This window comes from Paenibacillus favisporus, from assembly GCF_040545415.1.
GTDB lineage: Bacteria > Bacillota > Bacilli > Paenibacillales > Paenibacillaceae > Paenibacillus_AQ > Paenibacillus_AQ favisporus.
On the sequence record NZ_JBEPLV010000004.1, the window covers coordinates 393,097 to 414,447 of the forward strand.

Below are 21,351 nucleotides of genomic sequence, written 5' to 3' on the forward strand. Positions count from 1 at the left end.
GAAGCAGTACCCTCCGGGGGTGCTTCCGTTGACCCGGGGAGAGGAGAAGAGGATACGATGAACAGGCTCCGCGGCAAAGCCGCTTTACTGTCGATTATCAGCATGGGATTGGGACAAATCTATAACCGTCAATGGATCAAAGGCATCTTGTTCCTGCTGATCGAGGCTTTTGGTATTTACTACTTCATCAACAATTTGGGAAGAGCGCTTTGGGGGATTACGTCGCTCGGGGATACGCCGCGTCTGCTCGTGAAAGGCAAGTGGATCGATGGCGACCATTCCATCTTTATCATGATTCAAAGCTTGATCACGCTGCTGTTTCTGCTGATCTTTATCGTCGTATATGTCATGAACGTCAGAGACGCGTACCATACGGCGATCAAACGCGAAAACGGGCAAGTCCCGAACAGTTTCGCCAAGTCCATTAAATTTGTGATGGATTATAAATTCGCCCAAGCCTTTTTGACGCTGCCGGCGCTCGGCATCTTGTTCTTTACGATCATGCCGATCCTGTTTATGATCATGCTGGCTTTTACGAACTATTCCGCACCGAACCATATCCCTCCGGCGAAGCTGGTGGACTGGGTCGGATTCCAGACCTTCAAAGATCTGGTGTCGCTGAAAACCTGGAGCCATACGTTTTTCGGCGTATTAACTTGGACCATTATCTGGGCGGTCCTGTCCACGGCGACCACGTATTTGGGCGGCCTGCTCGTTGCGCTTTTGATCAACCAGCAGGGCATCAAATTCAAGGGCTTGTGGCGGACGATCCTGGTTATCCCTTATGCCATTCCGCAGCTGATTTCGCTGCTCGTCATGAGGAATATGTTTAACGGCCAGTTCGGGCCGATCAACCAGTACCTCGGCTACTTCGGGCTCGGCGGTCTTCCTTGGCTGACCGATCCGTTCTGGGCCAAGGTGACGGTTATTCTCGTCAACATGTGGGTGGGCATTCCGGTCTCGATGATCCTGATCATGGGCGTGCTCACGACCATTCCGAAGGATATGTACGAAGCGGCTGAAGTCGACGGGGCAAGCGCGTATCAGAAATTTCGCATCGTTACGCTGCCGATGATCCTCTTCTCGACGGCACCGACACTGATCATGCAGTTTGCCGGAAACATCAACAACTTCAACATGATTTTCCTGCTGACAAACGGGAACCCGGTGGTCGGAGACTATCAGTACGCGGGAGCGACGGACCTTCTCGTGACCTGGCTGTACAAACTGACGCTGGATCAGAACAAATACAATATGGCGTCGGCCGTCGGCATCATTATCTTCCTGATTATCGCCATATTCTCCATTTACAATTACCGGCGGACCAAATCATTTAAAGAGGAGGATATGATCCAATGAGCGGACGTCAAGGCAGAAAAGCAGTTCGGCTAACAGTAAGCTACATCATTCTCATCATCATGGCCATCGGCTCGATCTATCCGGCCCTCTGGGTCATTCTCGGCTCCTTCCGCCCGGGGAAATCGCTCTACAGCAAGACGCTTCTTCCGGAAGCGTTCACGCTGGACCATTATCGGGAGCTGTTTACGTCCAGCAGCATTTTGTTCGGACAGTGGTACATGAACACCCTGAAAATCGCCGTGTGCTCGATGATCATCGGCGTCTTCCTGACCCTGCTCACGAGCTATGCGGTGTCGCGTTTCCGCTTCAAGTGGCGCAAGACGGCTTTGTCGACCGTGCTCATCCTCGGCATGTTCCCAGGATTCATGAGCATGATTGCCATTTACCTGCTGCTGAAGGAGTGGCATTTGCTGGATACGCATCTTGCGCTAATTATCGTGTATGCGGCGGGAGCCCCGCTAGGCGGCACCTTTATCGCCAAGGGCTTTCTTGACACGATCCCGCGGACGCTGGACGAGGCGGCAAAGATCGACGGAGCGAGCAACTGGACGATTTTCAGCCGCATTATTCTGCCGCTGTCCCGGCCGATGCTGACCTACATGGCGCTGACGCAGTTCGTCGGCCCATGGGTGGACTACATCTTTGCTCGCCTCGTGCTGCGGACGAAAGAAAATTGGACGCTGGCGGTCGGATTGTTCGACATGGTCAGCACAAACCAGAATACGAACTTCACCACCTTCGCCGCAGGGGCGGTTCTGATCGCGGTGCCGATCACGATCCTCTTTATTTTCCTGCAGCGCCTGCTGGTAGACGGTTTAACATCGGGAGCGAGCAAAGGGTAAGCAGGGCGTGGGGGCTTCTTCCCCACGGGCGCTCTGCCCTGACGGGTTGTTTTTTTGAACAAAAGAAAAACAGAAAGGCACAGCTTTCGCATCATGCATGCAGGCTGTGCCTTTTTATTTCGAGGCTGGCTGTAGCTCCAGAGTGCACCGGGCCCAATTCAACTATAAACAGGAAAGGTTTCCCTTGGATAAAAAGTACCGGATGGGGAGGGATTCGCATTCATATGAAGTATATGTTATAGAGGTGAAAAGAAATAGATCGAAGGGAGTTTACCTATATGAATCAATCATGTTTCGAAGACCGGATTTACTGTATGGGATGCGGCAAGCTCGTGAAGGAGCACAGGGCCAGACAGGTGCTGAAGACCGGATACTATATGCACACCCACCGGCTGGCGGCGGGATGCGATGAGTGCGGAGCGCATTACGTGGATTTGCTGCCGGATGAGACGGGCTCCAGAGCTGCGAGCTACCACCCTTTTTGAAAGCGCATTCAAATAAAAAGGGTTTGTGTCGATTTAACCGGGAACATGTCGTAAAAAAATTCGCTAAAACATAAAATTCCATCTTTCGTTTTTATCGACAACGTCGTATGTTTATAGTAAGTAGAAAATTCCAATTTATAAAATATATTAGGGAAGCGAAATGCACCGGGGGAGTCCCTCGGCGTATGGATGCTGGCCGCCGCCTGTGAACCGTGAGAATAACGGAAGAATAGTCAAACATAGGAATGGTACGGTAGTAGGAGGAAGTTAGGTGGAAGCTCTCGGCTTCATGTTTTTTTCAACGCTGGAGACATTTGCGATCTATTCGCTGACGATGTCGCTGTTTAGGTTCAAAACCTCGGATTACTTGTGGCAGGCTCTGTGTGTCACGCTGCTGGCGAATGTGCAGAGCTATGTTATGAGGGACGAGCTGTCGCTGTCGTTTTCAGCACCGTTAATCACGATTCTGATTTACATTCTGCTGTACACGACCGTGATGAAAATCCCTCTGGCCTGGTCGGCCATCTGCACGATTCTGGGTTATGCGCTGTATGCGCTCATTCAGACCGTCTATGTGCTCTGGTTGTTCGGATCGGTTCAGGAAGCCAGCGCCACGGACGTTAACTCTTACAGCTTGCAGGTTGTCTCGGCGTTAACGGGACTTGGGGTATCGTGGCTCATGTACAAGTTTGGCATCGGGTTCGCCTTTGACTTTGAAAGGCTGCGCTTCAAGAAAGAGCACATCGTGCTGGTGCTGCTGATTATGGTCACGCTCGTCTCGGTGGAATTTATTTTCTATTACAACAAGGTATGGATCAACGTTCTGTTTTTCGCCTGCACGTTCGGCCTCTTTTTGTATTACACCATCCGCAAGGAGGAGGAGGATATCCATGCTGATTGAAACGGCCGCCGTACGAATCGCTGAAGGGATCAAGCGGCAGGTTCCGGAACATAAATCCTCGGTGAACATCCTCAAACATGCGATTGCCGTCATTCTGAACGTGGTGTTGATTATCGCCCTCACGCTGGTGATCGCGTTCTTCACAGGGCATATGGACCGTGCAGCGATAGCGCTGATCGGATTTGCGCTGCTGCGCCAATTCACGGGCGGTATTCATCTGAAAACCGGGGAATGGTGCGTGCTTGTCACCACCGCCTTGTTCACCCTGGTGTCGTTCATCGAGCTGTCCGCCTTCTATGTTCAAGTACTGAACGTTCTCAGCATGGTGCTTGTGGCTGTATTTGCTCCGTGCAAAATCGAAAAGCAATCCAGAATTCCGCGCAGGCATTATCCCAAGCTGCGGGTGATCGGAGTCCTTATTGTACTGGCCAACGTCTTGATCCAGTCGCAGACGCTTGCCGTCGTCTTCTTCGTCCAAGCCCTCAGCCTGATCCACCGAAAGGAGGTGAAACGCCATGTCACTGATCAGCAAAGTTAAGCACAGCACATTCACAGCGATTGCTTCGGCATTAACGCTGGTAGCTGTGTATCTCGTAAGTGTTGCCAGTCCTGTGTATATTTACAGCGGTGAGACGCCAGAGGAGCTGCTGAAGTGAAATGGAGGAGCTGATTCAGATGCAATATCTTACGGTTTCACGAGATATTGAAGGGGAATCAGGCATCGTCAATCTTCGGGTACACGATATTTTGTTCATGGAATTCAGCATTCCGGCAGATCGGGTTGTCGTTCATACGATGGAAGAGCAGTTTTATATGAACGGCACGCTCAAATACTGGTCCGGCATGCTGAGCGCGAGCGGGTATACGTTCCGCAACGTGGACCGGAACCTCGTCAACGTGGACAGGATTATGCTGATCGACAGCGTGTACAAGAAGGCGTATTTTGAGCCGGAAATCCATAAGGGCTCCAAATGCTGCACCATGGCGTTTAAAAGGTACAACAAGATTAAAGAGGAGCTATTAGCCTATAACCCGGGAATATTGATCGTCTGAAAGGAGCTGCGCTAAGCAGCTCTTTTTTTTTGCTTCTTCAACGCTTCTCAATAGGCGCAGAGCTGCTGGCGAGGAAGAAATTACGCTTGACCCCAAAGGCTTCATATACTATAGTAAACCCATCGGAATTAAATTAACTGACTCGTCAGTCAAGTGATGAAAGGGGTCCTGATTCTGCCATCGCAAACTAATGAGGAACCGCAGCGCGAGCAGGAGCTAAGGCAGGCCGCCCTCGAGCTGTTTGCACGCAAAGGTTACCATAATACAAAGATATCGGAAGTGGTGAAGGCGGCCGGCGTCTCGCAGGGGACGTTCTACTGGTATTTTGACGGGAAAGAGCAGATGGCCATCCGTTTGGTGGAGAACGGTCGGGACAAGCTGGTCGAGGTCATTGAACAGGGATACCGCAAGCATGCGGGATCTGTAGACGACATGGTGAATTCCTCAGCCAACTTGCTGACCAACCTGTTCGAGTTTGCCAATGAAAACCGGAATTTGATGGCTTTTCTGCTGATCAAGGGGCAGGGCGCCGATCCCAAGGTCCGTTCGGCGGTATCGGAAGTGTGGATCGCGTTTGAAGAGGCCTTTAAGAAAAATGTGCTCCGCGCTATAGAGTTGGGCATGCTGCCGCAGTTTACGGACGTTTCGCTGCGCGTGAACATTCTCGTGTCGCTCATCACGGGCGTTTTGACCAAATGGTTGTTCGGTCCGCTGCATGACGTTGACTACGAGCCGGTGTACACCGCATCGCAGATTGCCGAAGAAACGGCCCGGTTCGAGTTCCGCGGGCTGCTGGGTTAAATATTACAACCTATATAAGGGGGATTATAGAAATGAAGTTTCGAGTCAAATCACTATTTATGTCGCTGTCGCTGATCGCCGTTATCGCTCTGGTACTGGCCGGCTGCGGCAAAGATCAGGCGTCTTCGGGCAGCAATGCTTCCGGTGGAAGCGGCAATCAGGCGTCTTCGTCGGCTGGCAATCTGCTTGAGCAGGTCAAGAAGAACGGAAAAATCAAGGTAGGTTTGATGGGTACGTATGCCCCGTATAACTTCTTGAACGACAAGAAGGAAGTAGACGGGTACGACGCCGACATCGCCAAAGCGATCGCCAAGAAGCTCGGGGTTGAGGCTGAGTTCATTACCGGCGAATTTTCGGGCCTGATCGAGGGGCTGCAGCAGGGGAAATACGATGTGCTGATCAGCCAGGTGACGATCACGGATGACCGGAAGAAAACGATGGACTTCTCGGAGCCTTACATCAAGAACTCCGTAAATGTGGTCGTGAAGAGCGACAACGATACGATCAAGTCGATCGACGATTTCAAAGGCAAAAAGATCGGGGTCGGACTTGGCACCAATGACGAGAAATACCTGCGCGACGAAGCGATGCCGAAGGTTGGCAAGTTTGAAATCGCAACATACAACGACGTCATTTCGTCTCTGATGGATTTGAACACGGGCCGGATTGACGCAACGATCAACAACATGTTCGCCCTGAAGCCTCTTATCGACCAGAACCATCTGAAGATCAAAGCGGTCGGCGATTCCATCAAGGACGATTATGCCGGTGTTGCCATGCGCAAGAACAATCCGGAACTGCTGGATGCAATCAACAAAGCGCTGGACGAAATGAAGACCGACGGAACGCTGAAGGAAATCCACCAAAAATGGTTTGGCGTCGATCCAAGCTTTTAAGTTATGAGTCTTACAGCTGTGGGAGGCCGTTTTAAATGAAATTGGTAATGGATAATTTGGGTTTTCTGTTTACGGGAGCCTACTACACCCTGCTCATCACGATCGTCTCCATGTTTTTTGGGTTGTTTATCGGACTGTTCACAGCCATCGCCCGGTTAAAAGGAAACCGGCTGATCGCCGGCATCGCCAGGGTATATGTGTCCATCATCCGCGGAACCCCGATTATCGTGCAAATCTTCATCATTTATTTCGGCTTGCCCGATTATGGGATTACCCTGGGGCCCCTGACGGCAGCATATATTGCGCTTAGCATCAATATCGGCGCTTATTTGTCTGAAACTTTCCGCGGTGCGATTCTGTCCGTGGATAAAGGGCAGACCGAAGCGGCGCTGACTCTGGGGCTGACGCCATGGCAGACGATGCGCAAGGTCGTTCTGCCCCAGGCGGCCCGGGCGGCGATTCCGCCGATGGGCAACACGTTTATCGGCATCTTAAAGGAAACGTCGCTTGTGTCCATCGTCACGGTTACAGAGCTGCTGCGATCGGCACAGCTGCTTATTGCGCAGTATTACGTGGCGATGCCGTTCTACCTTGCTATCGCCGTCATGTACTGGGTGATGAGCACAGGCTTTTCGGCGATTTTGAACGTCATTGAGCGGAAGCTGTCCAAGGCTTATTAAGGAGGGAGAAGGCATGATCGAAGTCAGCCATTTAAGCAAAAGCTTCGGATCGTTATCGGTTCTGAAGGATGTGAGCCTGAACATTCGGCAGGGCGAAATCGTGGTGCTCCTGGGTCCCAGCGGCTCGGGCAAGAGTACCTTGCTCCGGTGCCTGAACGGCCTGGAGCAGGCTGATGCCGGCTCGGTCCGCATCGACAGCGTCCACATCGAAGCTGCGATGCGCGCCAAAGAGCGAAAAAAGGCGGTTCACGAGCTGCGCAGCCTGACGGGCATGGTGTTTCAGTCGTTCAACCTGTTCCCTCATCTCACCGTCCTGGACAATGTGATCATGGCCCCGATGACGGTGAAAAATATGCCGAAGGAACAAGCGGTTGACATTGCCGAAAAGCTGCTTGGCAAGGTAGGCCTGGCGGAGAAGAGGGACGAGTATCCTTCGCGGCTGTCCGGCGGGCAGCAGCAGCGGGTGGCAATCGCCCGCGCTTTGGCGATGGAGCCGAAGATCATGCTGTTCGATGAGCCGACATCGGCGCTGGATCCGGAGCTGACCGGCGAGGTGCTGCAGGTGATGCGGCAGCTGGCGGAAGAAGGAATGACGATGGTTGTCGTTACGCATGAGATGAAATTCGCGCAGGAAGTGGCGAATCGGATCGTGTTTATGAGCGAAGGCATCATTCAGGAAGAAGGGGCGCCGGAGCATTTCTTCGCCGGACCGAAGACGGAACGGGCGCGCAAGTTCCTTCGCCAGATGGCGCAGGAGCCGGTCTAAGGCTGGAATATAAACGATGATACACGGACTTAAGAACGGAAATACGGAGACAGGACAGCCTGATCCGAAGGAGTTGAAGCGCAGCATGAATGATCATCAGCAGCATCTGGACATGATTTCGGAGCGGGTACGGCGGATCATGGACAGTGAAAATATCGACGCGCTGGTCGCGACCAGCAGCGAAAATTTTTATTATCTCTCAGGGCATCAGAGTGCCTTTATGTATACCCTGCGCATGAGCGAGGTTGGGCTGGCGGTTCATTTCCGCGATCCCGGGCGGAAGGCAGTCATCATCATGAACGATTTCGAAGCCGCCGGGTTTGCCGGGGATTCCGAGCGGTATGAGGTTCGCACCTACCCTACTTGGGTAGATGTGGATGATCCGCTTCATTTGAAAGGCGGCAGCTATCAAGGGAAGCGGCCGGTGTCCCCGCAGGCGGAGGAGATGTTCGGCGTCCTTCAGCAGGTGCTGGAGGAGTACGGCATCTCCCGGGGGCGAATGGCGGCCGAGCTGGATTTGATGCGGCATTCTTCCGTGATGGCGCTGCGCAAGGCGTGCCCGGACATTTCCGAGCTGGCCGAGGCGGGGCCGATCTTCACGCGTCTTCGGGCGATCAAGACGCCGTGGGAAATTCAGCAGCTGCGCCGGGCATGTGCCTATGCGGAAGCAGGCGTCGAGTACGCGGTCCGCGAAATCGAGCCGGGCGTTTCTGCCGCAGAGATCGTGGATGCGTTCCGGAGATCGCTGATGCGGAATCCGGACGGGTCGACCCCGCGGTTCCATATGATTTCGGTCGGGGACCACTTTGCCCCTGTACAAGTGTTTGATACCCGGCCAAGCCAGCCGGGGGACGTGATCAAGTTTGACGTAGGCGTCGAGGTGGCCGGCTACGGCTCGGACATCGCCCGCACCTTCGTACTGGGCGAGCCTACGGATGTCACGAAGCGGATCTATGAGGCCCTCCGGCGCGGGCATGACCGCCTGCTGCAGACGATCGAGCCCGGGATGCCGATGAAGGCGGCATTCCAAGAGGGGATGAGCGTCATCCGTGCGGAGGGGCTGAGCCAGTACAACCGGGGCCATCTGGGGCATAGCGCAGGGCTGAGCCTTGCCGCGGAGGAAGGGCCGTTCATCAGCCCGTCCGAGACGGCGGTTTTTGAGCCGAACATGGTCGTCTGCATCGAGACGCCTTACTACGGCTACGGGATTGGAGCCATCATGATTGAGGATATGCTTCTGATTACGGAGAACGGCGTGGAGCGGCTGAACCGTTTAAGCACTGATTTGGTATCTTTGTAATTAAGCGTAATGGAAGTAAAGTTTTGTCTGATTAGGGATTAATTTGACGAATTATTATTTTTCTGGAAAACATTCATCCCGATGAAAGTGCGTTTACAAACCGGCTGACTTGGTTTTAAATAGGGTAAGCCCATTTTCCTCGCAAAATCGGTTACTCATCATTAAGGGTTCCTTTCTTCCTGGAAGATCTCCAGGATTCTTAGGGAACCTTGGAAGATCGGGGGGATTGAAATGCAAATCTTGTCTGATGAACAGCTGCTGGAATGCGTGATGCTGGCCAAGCAGTTGGAACTGGATCGGGAATTTCTGGCCCTGTTGATGTCGGAGCTGCAGCGCCGGGGAATCGAGCTGCAGGATGAGGACGGTGTTCTCCATCAGGAGAATTATCAGGTATCCGGAAGCCGCGAGCTCGATGCAGCCGAAATGTACTTTGCATGATCGGGAGAGTCGTCACGAGACTCATGAGAGCGCCGTTGCAGCACTTGCTTCGGGCTCACCGGTTGAGCACCTGACTGAAGAGAATAAAGGCCTCAGCGATGCTGGACCATTCCATATTCGGTAACAAGATTTTCGCTGCAAGCGGTCTGCTTTCAGTGAATGTATGCAATTGGATCGTTTGAGACAAGGAGCTGCGCCCTTTGGGGCTGCAGCTCCTTTTTTATGGGATTCCAGCCTGGAATTCGGCCCGGCAGGCCGGACATGGTACAATACCAAAGGAGTGAGAAGACACCTTTACTTTTCCAAAGGAGATTATTCGTCATGTTTAAAATTTTCATTGTCGAAGATGACAAGAAGCTTGTCAGCCTGCTGGAGGAGCATTTGCATAAATTCGAATATGACACGCGTTCCGTGACAGATTTCGCTGCGGTTCTGAGCGACTTCCGGAGCTACGATCCTCACCTGGTGCTGCTCGACATCAATTTGCCGAAATACGACGGATACTATTGGTGCCGGCAAATTCGCGGCCTGTCGACCTGCCCGATTATTTTCATATCGGCCCGGGAGGGCAAGATGGACCAAGTGATGGCGCTGGAAAACGGGGCGGACGATTATTTGACCAAGCCGTTCGATTATGAAATCGCCGTGGCCAAAATCAGCAGCCAGCTTCGCCGGGCGTACGGTTCGTATGCCGCATCCCAGCAGACGCGGTCCGTCACGGTCTCAGGGCTTACGCTGGATGTGGACCGGCTCTATCTGACCTTGAACGGGCAAAAGGTGGAACTCAGCCATACCGAAGCCAAAATATTAGAGGAACTGCTCACCCGCCAGGAGCAGGTCGTCAGCCGCGACCGGCTGCTGGACCGGATCTGGGACGACCAGTCGTTCGTGGATGACAACACCCTGAACGTCTACGTCACCCGCGTCCGCAAAAAACTGTCGGGGCTCGGCGTGCAGGATGCCGTCCAAACCGTCAGGGGCCAAGGTTACCGGCTGCTTCCAAACTGGGAGGACGAAGCATGAAGCTGTATCTGAGAGACCAAGCCCCGCTTATCGCCCTTTATATTCTGCAATTATTTCTCATCACGCTGGTGTACCGGCTCGACGGGTACCGGAACGCCGAGGTCAGCCTATATGCGGCCCTGCTCAGCAGCTTCCTGTTCGCCGGGTACCTCCTGATCCGGTACTGGCGCAACCGGACATTCTATGCGCGGCTGTCCGCGCCGTCCCCGACGACGGAAGAGCTGCTGAACAACAAGCAGCAGACTCCCTTGTCCCTGAGTCTTCACCGTCTGATCAAGGGGCAGTACCGCCGCTATCAAACCGAGCTGCAGCAGTATAAGCACAAGCTCGATTCCCATATTCAATTCATCAACCAGTGGGTGCATCAGATGAAGACGCCTGTGTCGGTCATCCATCTGATCATTCAGCATCAGGACAAGCCGGAGTTCACCGCGATCGGCGATGAGCTCGACCGGCTCCGGAAGGGGCTGGACATGGTGCTGTACACCGCCCGGCTCGATACGTTCGAAAAAGACTTTTATGTGGAAGAGCTGGATCTGGAGCAGGTGGTGCGTTCGGTGACGTCCTCCCAGCGCCGGCTGTTTATACGGAGCCGCATCTTTCCTGTTATCGAGTTCGAACGGCCGCTTCGGATTACTTCAGACGAAAAGTGGCTGTCCTTTGTCATGACCCAGCTGGTCACGAACGCGGTCCGGTATTCCGCAGGGGAGGAGCACCGGCAAATCCGGTTCCGCGGATACCAAAGCGGCAGCGAGGCGGTTCTGGACATCCAGGACGAGGGCATCGGCATTCCGCAGGGGGATCTGCCGCGCGTGTTCGATCCGTATTTTACCGGCGAGAACGGCCGGTTGTACCAGGAATCGACCGGGATGGGACTGTACCTGGTCAAGCAGATTTGCAGCCGCATGGGACACGGCGTCGAGATTGAATCGGAGGAAGGACGGGGAACGACCGTCCGGATCAAATTCAAGCTTACAAATGTGTAAGCTAGTGTAATGTTGCGCGATGGCAGGCTGAAGCAGGCACTGCCTATAATAAGCCTATGACAGAAATCAAAGCGGAGGAGCCTGGAGCACGTGACGATTCTGGAAGTGAAGCATTTGTCAAAAATCTATGAAGGCCGCGTACCGCTGCAGGCGCTCGACCATATCCAGTTCGCGGTGTCCGCCGGCGAATTCGTGGGTGTGATGGGCCCCTCGGGGAGCGGCAAGACTACGCTGCTCAACGTGATTGCGACCATCGACGAGCCGACGGCCGGCGAAGTCTGGATTAACGGGACCAACCCGCATCAGTTGAGCCGCAAACAGACCGCACTGTTCCGCAGGCGCGAGCTGGGCTTCGTTTTCCAGCACTTCAACCTGCTCGATACGTTGAGCGTCGGGGAGAACATCGTGCTGTCCCTGTCGCTGGACGGGGTGCCCGTCCGGGAGATGGAGCGCAGGCTGGAGGAAGTGGCGGAGAAGCTCGGTATTCGCGGGATTCTGGACAAGCGCACCTACGAGATTTCGGGGGGACAGATGCAGCGGACAGCCATCGCACGGGCGCTGATCCACCGGCCTTCGCTGATTCTGGCGGATGAGCCGACGGGCAATCTTGACTCTAAGGCGTCCAAGGACGTCATGGAGACGCTGGATCAGATGAACCGGCAGGAGCAGGCGACGGTGCTGATGGTGACCCATGATCCGGTCGCGGCGAGCTTCTGCCACCGGGTCATTTTTATCAAAGACGGCAAATTCTATAACGAAATCTATCAGGGCAGCAACCGGCAGGCGTTTTTCCAGAAAATCATCGACATGCTGTCGCTGCTGGGGGGAGACAACCGTGTCCTTTCTACAGTTCGTTTATAGAAACGTCGCCCGCAGCAAGCGGACCTATGCGGCTTATTTCCTCAGCAGCGCCTTCTCGGTCATGATCTTCTTCATCTGCGCCCTGTTCCTGTTCAGCCCCTATATCCGCGGGCAGCTGATCTACCCGATCGTGATGCAGACGATGATCACCGCCGAATGCATCATGTATCTGTTCTCTTTTTTCTTCGTGCTGTATTCGGTAGGCTCCTTTCTGACCTCGCGGAAGCGGGAGATCGGAATCCTGCTGATGCACGGGATGACCAAGGGACAGCTGAACCGGATGGTCCTGATGGAGAACATGCTGATCGGCCTCGGAGCCATCCTGACCGGTATGGCCGCCGGCCTTATCACAGGCAAGCTCTTTCTGATGATTGGCTCCCGTTCCTTCGGGATGGCGCCGATCCCGTTTTACCTGCCCTGGCAGGCGCTGGTGCTGACGGCGGGCGCATTCGTGCTGCTGTTCCTGCTGATTTCGGTCTGCACCTCCGTCATGCTCCGAAACCGGACGCTCATCGAGCTGTTTCAGTCAGGGCAAAGGCCGAAGACCCCGCCGCGGACGTCCGGCATCCAGTCGCTGCTGGCGGCCGTGCTGCTGCTTGCATCCTATGCGCTCGCTGCGACGACCACGGTGAATACGATCTACATCCGCATGCTCCCGGTCGTTATCATGACCATCGCCGGCACGTATTTCCTGTATACCCAGCTTGGCGTATGGGTCGTCCGGCTGCTGCAGAAGCGGAGGCTCTTTTTCTGGAAAAAGACGAATATCGTGACGGTATCCAATCTGGCGTACCGGCTCAAAGACAACGCGAACATGCTGTTCATGGTGACGATCATTTCGACGGTTTCGTTCTGTGCTGTCGGGGTGTTTGCTTCCATTAATACGCTCTCCGGCCAGTTCCGGGAGGACTACCCGGCGGCGGTCAGTTATCTGTCCAAGGGCGGAAATTCTCTGGAAGCGCAGCACGTGCGGCTGCTTGAGGACGAACTTCGTGCGAAGGGGCTCCGTCCGGCGATCGTCAGCTTTCCGGTCAAAAACATCCAGGTCGGCCTGCCAGCCGGCGAAGGGGACAGCGCGCTGCTTCCGGTCATCTCTTATTCCAGCTACAAGCAGGCGGTGGAAGCCGCCGGGGACAGCGACCTGGAGAAGCCGCTGGAAGGCATTGACGCCCTGGTGATGATCAGTTCCGAGCGCGACCGTACCTACACCCGGATCCGGGAGATGGAGGTCTATACGCTGGCGGAAGAGAGGCTGCAAATCCGGGAGATCGGGTACACGTCGCGGGTACCCGTGCCTGAGCATGTCCTGCGGGAAATGAAATGGAAGCGGGAGGGAGACTTCAGCGGCCTCGTGGTCAGTGACCGCCTGTTTGACCGTCTGACGTCTCCCGTGTCAGTGGACCGGTATACCGGATTCTACGTGGACGATTTCGAGCGTACGCTGGGCCTCGGAGAGCGGCTCGCGCCGCGCGGCGAAGTCCGGTATGACGCCGGACTGCCGTACGCGATGACGGTGAGCGGCACGCTGTATGTGACGCAAATGACGTCTTACCGGGCGATGCTGTTTGCAGCGCTGCTGGTGGGGACGGTGTTTTTTATCGCGGCGGGCAGCTTCCTGTATTTCCGCCTCTATGCGGACCTGGACTACGACCGGCGCCAATACGACACGATCGCCAAGATGGGACTGACGGACCGGGAGCTGAACCGGATCGTGACCGGACAGCTCGCGATGCTCTTTTTCGTGCCGATATTACTAGCCGCTCTGCACAGTATTTTCGCTTTTATGGCGCTGCAAAGCTTCTATTATCTCTCCATCGCTTGGGAAATGGGGGCGGTGCTGGCGTGCTTCGTTACGGCCCAGGTGGCGTATTTTTTCTTCATCCGTTACAACTATTTGCGGAACGTAAGAAAGACCCTGATTTAACGCAGGGCTTCACTATAAACCGTATGGGAGGGAATTCCATGGAGCAGTGGATTACCAGCGTCGTGGAACAGTTCGGTTATGTCGGTATTGCGCTCATTATTGCCCTTGAAAATATATTTCCCCCGATTCCGTCGGAGCTGATCCTTACGTTCGGGGGCTTTATGACAACGAAATCGCATCTGACCATCCCGGGCGTTATCGCGGCGGCTACAATCGGCTCCGTGATCGGAGCGGTCATTTTGTACGGCATCGGCCTGCTGCTGGATGTGAACCGCCTGGAGCGGATCGTGGCCAAATGGGGCCGCATCCTGCGGGTCAAATCCTCCGATATCGCCAAGTCGGAGAAGTGGTTCAGCCGTTACGGCTACTTTACGGTGTTCTTCTGCCGGATGATTCCGCTCGTGCGGTCCCTGATCTCGATTCCAGCCGGGATGGCCCGGATGAAGTTTGGTCTGTTTCTGCTCTTTACCACCGTCGGGACGCTGATTTGGAACACGGTGCTCGTGTACTTGGGGGCGGCCCTGGGAGATTCCTGGGAGAGCATTCTGCACTATATGGACGTGTATTCGCATGCCGCATACGCCGTGATCGGCCTGGTTATTGTATGCGTGCTGTTCCTGTACCTCCGCCGCGCGCGGGGAATGCGGGTTGAAAAGTAAACTGAAGGAGTTGTGAAACGTTTTGGATTTGATGGAAATCATTAAAGCGGTGATCCTCGGGATCGTCGAAGGATTGACGGAGTTCGCCCCGGTATCGTCGACCGGGCATATGATTATCGTGGACGATATGTGGCTGAAGACCGGGGAGTTTCTGGCTTCGCCCGTAGCCAATACCTTTAAAGTCGTAATTCAGCTGGGCTCAATCCTGGCGGTGGTCGTCGTGTTCTGGAGCCGGTTTCTCGACCTGCTCGGCCTGCGGAGAAGAAAGCCGGAGGCAGGGGGCAGCCGGGCGCAGGGACGCCTGAAGCTGACCCAGGTCATCGTCGGCCTGATTCCGGCCGGCGTGCTCGGCCTGCTGTTTGATGACTATATTGACGAGCATCTGTTTTCGACGCGGACGGTGCTGATCGGGCTGGTCATCGGGGCGCTCCTGATGATCGCGGCCGACGTATGGCGGCCGAAGCGTCCGAAAGCGGAGACGGTGGACCAGATTACATACGGGCAGGCCTTTGGCATCGGACTGGTCCAGTGCCTGTCCCTGTGGCCGGGCTTCTCCCGTTCCGGCTCCACCATTTCCGGGGGGGTTCTGATGGGCATGAGCTACCGTGCGGCTTCCGACTTTACATTTATTATGGCGGTGCCGATTATGCTCGGTGCCAGCGGGTTGTCGCTGCTGAAGAACTGGGAGTATTTTACGATGGATATGATGCCGTTTTTCTTGGCAGGCTTTATCAGCTCGTTTATCGTGGCGCTGATCGCCATCCGCTTCTTCCTGAAGCTCATCAACCGCATCAAGCTGGTACCGTTCGCCGTGTACCGGATCGTGCTGGCCGCTATTATTTTTCTCGTCATATGGTAACCGTTCGTTATAAGCCCCTCGTAGAGGGGCTTTTTTTTGCTGCTTAGAAACTCCTTCCAATCCAGGCCGGCCATCAGGTACAATAGGTTCGACAAGGAGGCCTGGCATGAAAATTAGAGTGCTGATTGCGGATGATAACTCGTTTATCCGGGAAGGAATGAAGATCATCCTGAATACGTTCGGGGAGTTTGAGGTGCTGGCTACGGTGAACGACGGGCAGGAAGCGGTGGATTACTGCAGGATCCACGAGGTGGACGTGGCGCTTCTGGACGTGCGGATGCCGAATATGAACGGGGTGGAAGCGACCAAAATATTGACCGAAGAGACCGGAACCAAGCCGCTGATCCTGACGACCTTTGATGACGACGAATACATACTCGATGCGATCCGTTATGGTGCCAAAGGGTATCTGCTGAAGAACAATGACCCCGAGCGCATCCGGGATGCGATCAAGAGCGTGCACAGCGGCAACAACGTACTGCAGGACGTGGTGCTGGATAAGCTGAAGTCGGTGATGGACGGACTGCCTGCGGCCCAAGGGAGACGGACGGAAACAGGCGCCAATCAGGAACATGGCGGAGCCCAGCAAGCGGGTGTGCAGGAGGCTGGCGGGAAAGGAGTGTCTGCGAGCACGGGGAGTACATCTGGCCGGGGAACAGCGGGAGCATCGGGCGCATCGGCGGCGCAGGCTAAAGGAGACACGTCTTCCGATTGCCCGTTTGACCGCAGCGTATTCACCGAGCGCGAGTTGGAAGTGATGTCCCTGATCGCCCAGGGGCTGTCCAACAAGGAAATATCCAAAGAGCTGTTTATTTCGGAAGGGACGACGGCCAACTATATTACTTCGATCCTGAACAAAACGGCGCTGTCGCACCGCACCCAGATCGCCATCTATTATTTGACCGGCAAGGTCCGGTAGGCGGCGGATTGTATGGAATTGTGGACCGTCGGCAACAAAACGATACTGCTGCTCTTTGTCGTGATCGCCACCTATTTTACGGCAGCCCAACCGGACCCGTGGATCGTGCTGCTGTTTCTCATTTACTCGGCACTGAATCTGGTGCTGCATATCGTGAAGGGCAGCCGGTTGAAGCAGGGAGCCATCGTGATCATCGAGCTGTTTTTGATCGGCTGTGCGATATATCATCCCTTTTTCACGCTGCTGCTGCCCTTCGGATGTTATGAGCTGGCCACGTTTTATCCCCGGAAGAACGGGGTCGTTCTCCTCGTTATCCTCATTCCGCTGATCTTCCTGCGGGATTCGATGATGGTTCTGTATATGTTCGTGGCCGCGCTGAGCTATTTCAATTATGTGCTGGTCCGGCAGTATATGGGCAGGATCGTCCGCCAGGAAGACGAAAACGAGCTGATACGCAAGGATATGCACCGGCTGGCCCGGAGCTTGAACGAAAACAGGGACTTCGCCAGGGCCTCGGAATATATGGTGAAGCTGGAGGAACGCAGCCGGTTAACCCAGCAGATTCATGACGGGATCGGGCATGCCATGACCGGGGCTCTGATCCAGATGGAGGCCGCCAAGCGGCTGCTGCACAGCGACCCCCATACCGCAGAGAGTCTCCTCCAGAACGCCATCGGCATCTCGAAGGAAGCCATCGAGGAAATCCGCCTCACGCTGAAGAACAATAAACCCCCAGTGGAACAGCTCGGACTAAGCCGCCTGAAAACGGCGGTTGAAGCCTTTAGCGGCAAAACGGGGATGATGACCTCTGTCGTTCATGACGGGAACATGGAAATCATCACCCCTCTCCAATGGAAGATCATCTATGAAAATGTGACCGAGGCGCTGACCAACAGCGCCAAGTATTCCGGGGCTACGTCGGTGCATGTGGAAATTCGCGTGCTGAACCGCTTCATCAAAGCGGTCGTCTCCGATAACGGCCAGGGCTCGTCCAAGATCGTTAAAGGCCTGGGCTTGATCGGCATGGAAGAGCGGACGGCATCCGTGAACGGCACGGTCATCGCCGACGGCTCCCAGGGCTTCACGGTCACCACGCTGATTCCGTACGGCAGGGAATGATAAATTTCATATGACAGGTCATGCCCCCACGGCAAAGACATGAATTTTCTCATGGATCAAGGATGAACTTATGCACTGACATAAGGTCATCCTTTTTTATTAAGATAAGAGCATCAAGACAGATGGAGCGAGCGAGATGCATGCCGCCCTGTCGATCTGTTAAAAGGACAACGAAACGGAGTGGGATGAAATGAACGTGCTCGATATTCGGGGGCTGACCAAAAAATTCGGTGAATTCGTCGCCGTGGACAATATGTCGCTGACGGTAAGGGAAGGGGAGATTTTTGGCTTTCTCGGGGCCAACGGCGCCGGCAAAAGCACAACGATCAATATGGTATCGTCACTGCTGCGCCCAAGCAGCGGGGAAATCCGGATTTTGGACCGGGACATCACAAAGCAGAGCCGGTTCGCCAAGCTGAACCTGGGCATCGTGCCGCAGGATCTGGCGATCTATGAAGATATGACGGCCTATGAGAACGTGAGCTTCTTTGCCGGATTGTACGGTCTGCGCGGCACCCAGCTCAAAGAACGGACGGAGGAAGCGCTCGAATTTGTCGGCCTCAGCGACAAGGCGAAGAGCCTGCCGAAGAACTTCTCAGGCGGGATGAAGCGGCGCTTGAACATCGCCTGCGCGATCGCTCATAAGCCGAAGCTTATTATTATGGATGAGCCGACGGTCGGCATCGATCCCCAGTCGCGGAACTATATCCTGACCTCGGTGCGGAATTTGAATGAATCGGGCTGCACGATTATTTATACGAGTCACTATATGGAAGAAGTCGAGGAAATCTGCTCGCGGATCGCCATTGTGGATCATGGCAAAATCATCGCCGAGGGCACGAAGGAGCAGCTGAAGTCAACGATTACCGACGTGAAAGACATCCGCATCGAAGTGAAATCGGTGCAGCCTGCGGCAGCAGCGGCGCTCAAAGCGATCCCGGGCGTGCGGACGGTGCTGCAGGAAGAGAACGTGATCCGGATTCACAGCGACGCGGCGGTCGACAACCTGAACCGGATCCTGAAGCAGCTCATGGACGACGGGATGGAAATCCGCTCGGTGGAAGAGAAGGAGCCCAATCTGGAGACGGTGTTTCTGACCTTGACGGGGAGAAATTTACGGGATTAATCGCTTAAGCGGGGAGGAGGTTCATGAGGTGAATATTTTATCGATTGCATTTAAAGAAATCAAACAGGATTTCCGGGATCGGCGCACACTGATTTTTATGCTTGGCTTTCCGATCATTCTGATGCTGATTCTAGGTCTGGCTCTGACGAACGCATTCAGCGGCGATTTGAGCGTCGGTGACCTGAAGGTGGTCGTGAAGGACACCACCGGAGGAGGACCGCTGTCCGAAGCGTTTGCTGCCTTTACCAAGGAGGCCGGAAAATCGGGGATCACGTTCGATTCGCTCCCGGCGGGGAAGAACGGCCGGACCGAAGTGGAGAATAACCGCTACGTGGATTATGTGGAGCTGAGCGGGCAGGGGATTTCCCTCTACGGCAGCAGCCGCAGTACGATTGAGAGCAATATTGTGCAGGGGATGCTGACGTCCTTTGCCGATAAGTACAATGCGGCTGCGGCGGTTGCGCAGACCGAGCCTGCCCAGGTTCAGGCGGTGTTTGCTGGCGGAGCCGGGTCGGACTACATCAAGGAACTGTCGATCAACGCGGACCGGACGCCGGGGTCCATTGATTACTACGCGCTGGCCCTGACGGTAATGGTTGGCCTGTGGGCGGCCATGCCGGCCGGGGGGCTGATCCAAAGAGAGATCGGGCGCGGAACGGCGGTGCGGCTGGTGACGGCGCCGGTACGCAAAAGCGAGATATTTGCCGGCAAGGTGCTGGGCGGCATCGTGACCAACTTTCTGTTCGTGATCGTTATTATCGTCTTCAGCAAGTACGTCTTCAAGGCGTATTGGGGAGAGCATATGGGCATCGTCCTGATCGTGCTGCTGTCGGAAGTCATCATGGCGCTGAGCCTGGGCCTTGCCTTCAGTTATCTGCTCAAAGGCAGTGCATCGCGGGGCATTATCTCTCTGATCGTTCAGCTGATGTCCTTCTTTGGGGGAGCGTACTTTCCGATCGGGGACGAAGCCGGGGGAGGCATCATGGGATTTCTCGTGAATTTGTCTCCGGTCCGCTGGGGAAATCATGGATTGACCGAGGTGATTTACGGAAACGACGTATCCGCTGCCTGGCCGGCGGTCGGCCTGTATATCGGTTTTGCCATACTGTTTCTGGGCGTATCCATCGCCGTCATGAGACGCAGGGAGGGATTGTAACATGTGGAAGGATATCTGGTTTTTGGTGATCCGGACACTCCGGGCCACATTTCGCAAACGCAGCACGATGGTTCTGTACTTCGGGCTGCCGATCGCCGGCATCTTGGCTTCCTTGCTGCTCTATGGATCGCAGGGAGCAACGGAGCTTCGGGTAGGCGTTGTCAACGGGGATGATGGGCAAACCATCGCGGCCGATACGGTTCAGTTTGTTCAAGGTCTGGACCATGTCAAGGTCGTGAACGTGACGCAGCAGGAGCTGCAGGACCAGCTTGCCGCAAGCGATCTCGACAGCGGGCTGATCATCGAGTCCGGCTACTCGGAGAGCGTTCGGAGCGGCAGCCCGGACCATATCGCGATTCAGTCGGTAAAGGGCGCCCAGGTAACGGCGTATATGAAATCTATGCTGTACGGATATATCGACAACGTGGCGGCTATGGGCAGAATCTCGGCCGGGAACGACGCGAAGTTCCAGCAGCTGTATGACCGCTATCGTTCGGCGGACTTCAAGGTCACCTCCGAGTCTGTCAATGACACGTCGACCACGAAGGAGATGTCCTACCAGTCTATCGGCTTTCTGCTGATGTTTATGATGACCTCGGCAGTGAGCTTGTCGGAGCTCATTCTGAAAAACCGGGAGAACCGCACGTACTTCCGGGTGCTGTCTTCGCCGATTAACGCCAGGACGTACGTCATGGCCAACATCTTAATGAATCTGATCGTCATGCTGGCGCAGATCGTGATCGTCCTGTTCTTCATGCGCGTCGTGTTCCGGATCGATCCGGGCATGCCGGTGGCGCAGATGTTCGGCATCCTGCTGCTGTTCTCCTTGGTATCGGTGAGCATCTCCCTGGTGATCGTGGCCTTCTCGAAGAGCTCGGCCATGGCCGGCGCGCTTTCGAACCTGATCGTCACACCGACCTGCCTGCTCTCCGGCTGCTTCTTCCCGATCAGCATCATGCCGGATGCGATCCGCCGGGTGTCCGACTTCCTGCCCCAGAACTGGGTGCTGCAGTCGATCGAGAAGCTGCAGTCCGGCGAAGGCTTCGCCGGCGTATGGTTTAACCTGTCGATTCTGTTTGCGTTCGCGGTTGTGTTTTTCCTCATTGCGACCTACAAGTTCGGCAGAAACAACGATACGCGGAACTTTGTGTAAAACTTGGCTTTGGCGAAAAAAAAGGGACCCCAGGTACGAAACCTG

At 55.0% G+C, this 21,351-nt stretch carries 24 protein-coding genes; all 24 read left to right on the top strand.

What is annotated here, in order from left to right; translation table 11 throughout:
* The first annotated feature begins 57 nt into the window (after positions 1-57).
* Positions 58-1,359 carry a sugar ABC transporter permease gene (locus ABID47_RS19605; RefSeq protein ID WP_354499244.1) on the top strand — a complete coding sequence of 434 codons (1,302 nt, stop codon included), beginning with the start codon at positions 58-60 and terminating at the stop codon, positions 1,357-1,359.
* Complete coding sequence (locus ABID47_RS19610; protein WP_076172723.1) at positions 1,356-2,201, top strand: sugar ABC transporter permease; 846 nt, start codon at positions 1,356-1,358, stop codon at positions 2,199-2,201. The genes ABID47_RS19605 and ABID47_RS19610 overlap by 4 nt, the downstream gene beginning before the upstream one ends.
* A gap of 278 nt (positions 2,202-2,479) precedes the next feature.
* Positions 2,480-2,686: a hypothetical protein gene (locus ABID47_RS19615; protein WP_076172724.1), complete on the top strand. Its 207-nt coding sequence runs from the start codon at positions 2,480-2,482 to the stop codon at positions 2,684-2,686.
* A 271-nt stretch (positions 2,687-2,957) separates the two neighbouring features.
* Positions 2,958-3,587 (top strand): hypothetical protein, encoded by a 630-nt coding sequence (locus ABID47_RS19620; RefSeq protein ID WP_089549204.1) that lies wholly within the window; start codon positions 2,958-2,960, stop codon positions 3,585-3,587.
* Positions 3,577-4,125 carry an accessory gene regulator ArgB-like protein gene (locus ABID47_RS19625; RefSeq protein ID WP_354499247.1) on the top strand — a complete coding sequence of 183 codons (549 nt, stop codon included), beginning with the start codon at positions 3,577-3,579 and terminating at the stop codon, positions 4,123-4,125. The genes ABID47_RS19620 and ABID47_RS19625 overlap by 11 nt, the downstream gene beginning before the upstream one ends.
* Positions 4,103-4,243, top strand: coding sequence for an AgrD family cyclic lactone autoinducer peptide (locus ABID47_RS19630; protein WP_089549203.1), 141 nt, complete (start codon positions 4,103-4,105; stop codon positions 4,241-4,243). The genes ABID47_RS19625 and ABID47_RS19630 overlap by 23 nt, the downstream gene beginning before the upstream one ends.
* A 19-nt stretch (positions 4,244-4,262) precedes the next feature.
* The gene (locus ABID47_RS19635; RefSeq protein WP_163880297.1) at positions 4,263-4,640 is read left to right on the top strand and encodes a LytTR family transcriptional regulator; all 378 of its coding nucleotides are present in this window, start codon (positions 4,263-4,265) and stop codon (positions 4,638-4,640) included.
* Between the two features lie 156 nt (positions 4,641-4,796).
* A complete protein-coding gene (locus ABID47_RS19640) occupies positions 4,797-5,441 on the top strand; it encodes a TetR/AcrR family transcriptional regulator (RefSeq protein WP_105445773.1) in 645 nt (214 codons plus the stop codon).
* Between the two features lie 32 nt (positions 5,442-5,473).
* Positions 5,474-6,337 (top strand): transporter substrate-binding domain-containing protein, encoded by an 864-nt coding sequence (locus tag ABID47_RS19645; RefSeq protein ID WP_116232896.1) that lies wholly within the window; start codon positions 5,474-5,476, stop codon positions 6,335-6,337.
* Between the two features lie 35 nt (positions 6,338-6,372).
* On the top strand, positions 6,373-7,017 hold the full coding sequence (locus ABID47_RS19650; protein ID WP_076172728.1) for an amino acid ABC transporter permease: 645 nt from the start codon (positions 6,373-6,375) through the stop codon (positions 7,015-7,017).
* 13 nt (positions 7,018-7,030) lie between these two features.
* The gene (locus ABID47_RS19655; RefSeq protein WP_105445771.1) at positions 7,031-7,783 is read left to right on the top strand and encodes an amino acid ABC transporter ATP-binding protein; all 753 of its coding nucleotides are present in this window, start codon (positions 7,031-7,033) and stop codon (positions 7,781-7,783) included.
* A gap of 85 nt (positions 7,784-7,868) precedes the next feature.
* Positions 7,869-9,083, top strand: coding sequence for a M24 family metallopeptidase (locus ABID47_RS19660; protein ID WP_354499251.1), 1,215 nt, complete (start codon positions 7,869-7,871; stop codon positions 9,081-9,083).
* A 231-nt stretch (positions 9,084-9,314) separates the two neighbouring features.
* Positions 9,315-9,521 carry a sporulation histidine kinase inhibitor Sda gene (gene sda / locus ABID47_RS19665; RefSeq protein WP_105445770.1) on the top strand — a complete coding sequence of 69 codons (207 nt, stop codon included), beginning with the start codon at positions 9,315-9,317 and terminating at the stop codon, positions 9,519-9,521.
* A 321-nt stretch (positions 9,522-9,842) separates the two neighbouring features.
* Entirely contained in the window at positions 9,843-10,544 is a 702-nt protein-coding gene (locus tag ABID47_RS19670) for a response regulator transcription factor (protein WP_326105610.1), read from the top strand.
* Positions 10,541-11,530 carry a sensor histidine kinase gene (locus ABID47_RS19675; protein WP_354499254.1) on the top strand — a complete coding sequence of 330 codons (990 nt, stop codon included), beginning with the start codon at positions 10,541-10,543 and terminating at the stop codon, positions 11,528-11,530. Before ABID47_RS19670 ends, ABID47_RS19675 begins: the two co-directional genes overlap by 4 nt.
* Before the next feature lie 90 nt (positions 11,531-11,620).
* Positions 11,621-12,391 (top strand): ABC transporter ATP-binding protein, encoded by a 771-nt coding sequence (locus tag ABID47_RS19680; RefSeq protein ID WP_116232892.1) that lies wholly within the window; start codon positions 11,621-11,623, stop codon positions 12,389-12,391.
* Positions 12,366-14,315, top strand: a complete 1,950-nt coding sequence (locus tag ABID47_RS19685; protein WP_354499256.1) for an ABC transporter permease — start codon at positions 12,366-12,368, stop codon at positions 14,313-14,315. The genes ABID47_RS19680 and ABID47_RS19685 overlap by 26 nt, the downstream gene beginning before the upstream one ends.
* Positions 14,316-14,353: 38 nt before the next feature.
* Entirely contained in the window at positions 14,354-14,974 is a 621-nt protein-coding gene (locus ABID47_RS19690; RefSeq protein ID WP_354499258.1) for a DedA family protein, read from the top strand.
* A gap of 31 nt (positions 14,975-15,005) precedes the next feature.
* Positions 15,006-15,833, top strand: coding sequence for an undecaprenyl-diphosphate phosphatase (locus ABID47_RS19695; protein ID WP_181909179.1), 828 nt, complete (start codon positions 15,006-15,008; stop codon positions 15,831-15,833).
* A 106-nt stretch (positions 15,834-15,939) separates the two neighbouring features.
* On the top strand, positions 15,940-16,752 hold the full coding sequence (locus ABID47_RS19700; protein WP_354499261.1) for a response regulator transcription factor: 813 nt from the start codon (positions 15,940-15,942) through the stop codon (positions 16,750-16,752).
* Between the two features lie 12 nt (positions 16,753-16,764).
* Complete coding sequence (locus ABID47_RS19705) at positions 16,765-17,871, top strand: sensor histidine kinase (RefSeq protein WP_354499263.1); 1,107 nt, start codon at positions 16,765-16,767, stop codon at positions 17,869-17,871.
* Positions 17,872-18,061: 190 nt separating this feature from the next.
* Positions 18,062-18,997: an ABC transporter ATP-binding protein gene (locus ABID47_RS19710; RefSeq protein ID WP_354499265.1), complete on the top strand. Its 936-nt coding sequence runs from the start codon at positions 18,062-18,064 to the stop codon at positions 18,995-18,997.
* Positions 18,998-19,025: 28 nt separating this feature from the next.
* Entirely contained in the window at positions 19,026-20,153 is a 1,128-nt protein-coding gene (locus ABID47_RS19715) for an ABC transporter permease (protein ID WP_354499267.1), read from the top strand.
* 1 nt (position 20,154) lies between these two features.
* Complete coding sequence (locus ABID47_RS19720) at positions 20,155-21,306, top strand: ABC transporter permease (RefSeq protein ID WP_354499269.1); 1,152 nt, start codon at positions 20,155-20,157, stop codon at positions 21,304-21,306.
* Positions 21,307-21,351: the final 45 nt, after the last annotated feature.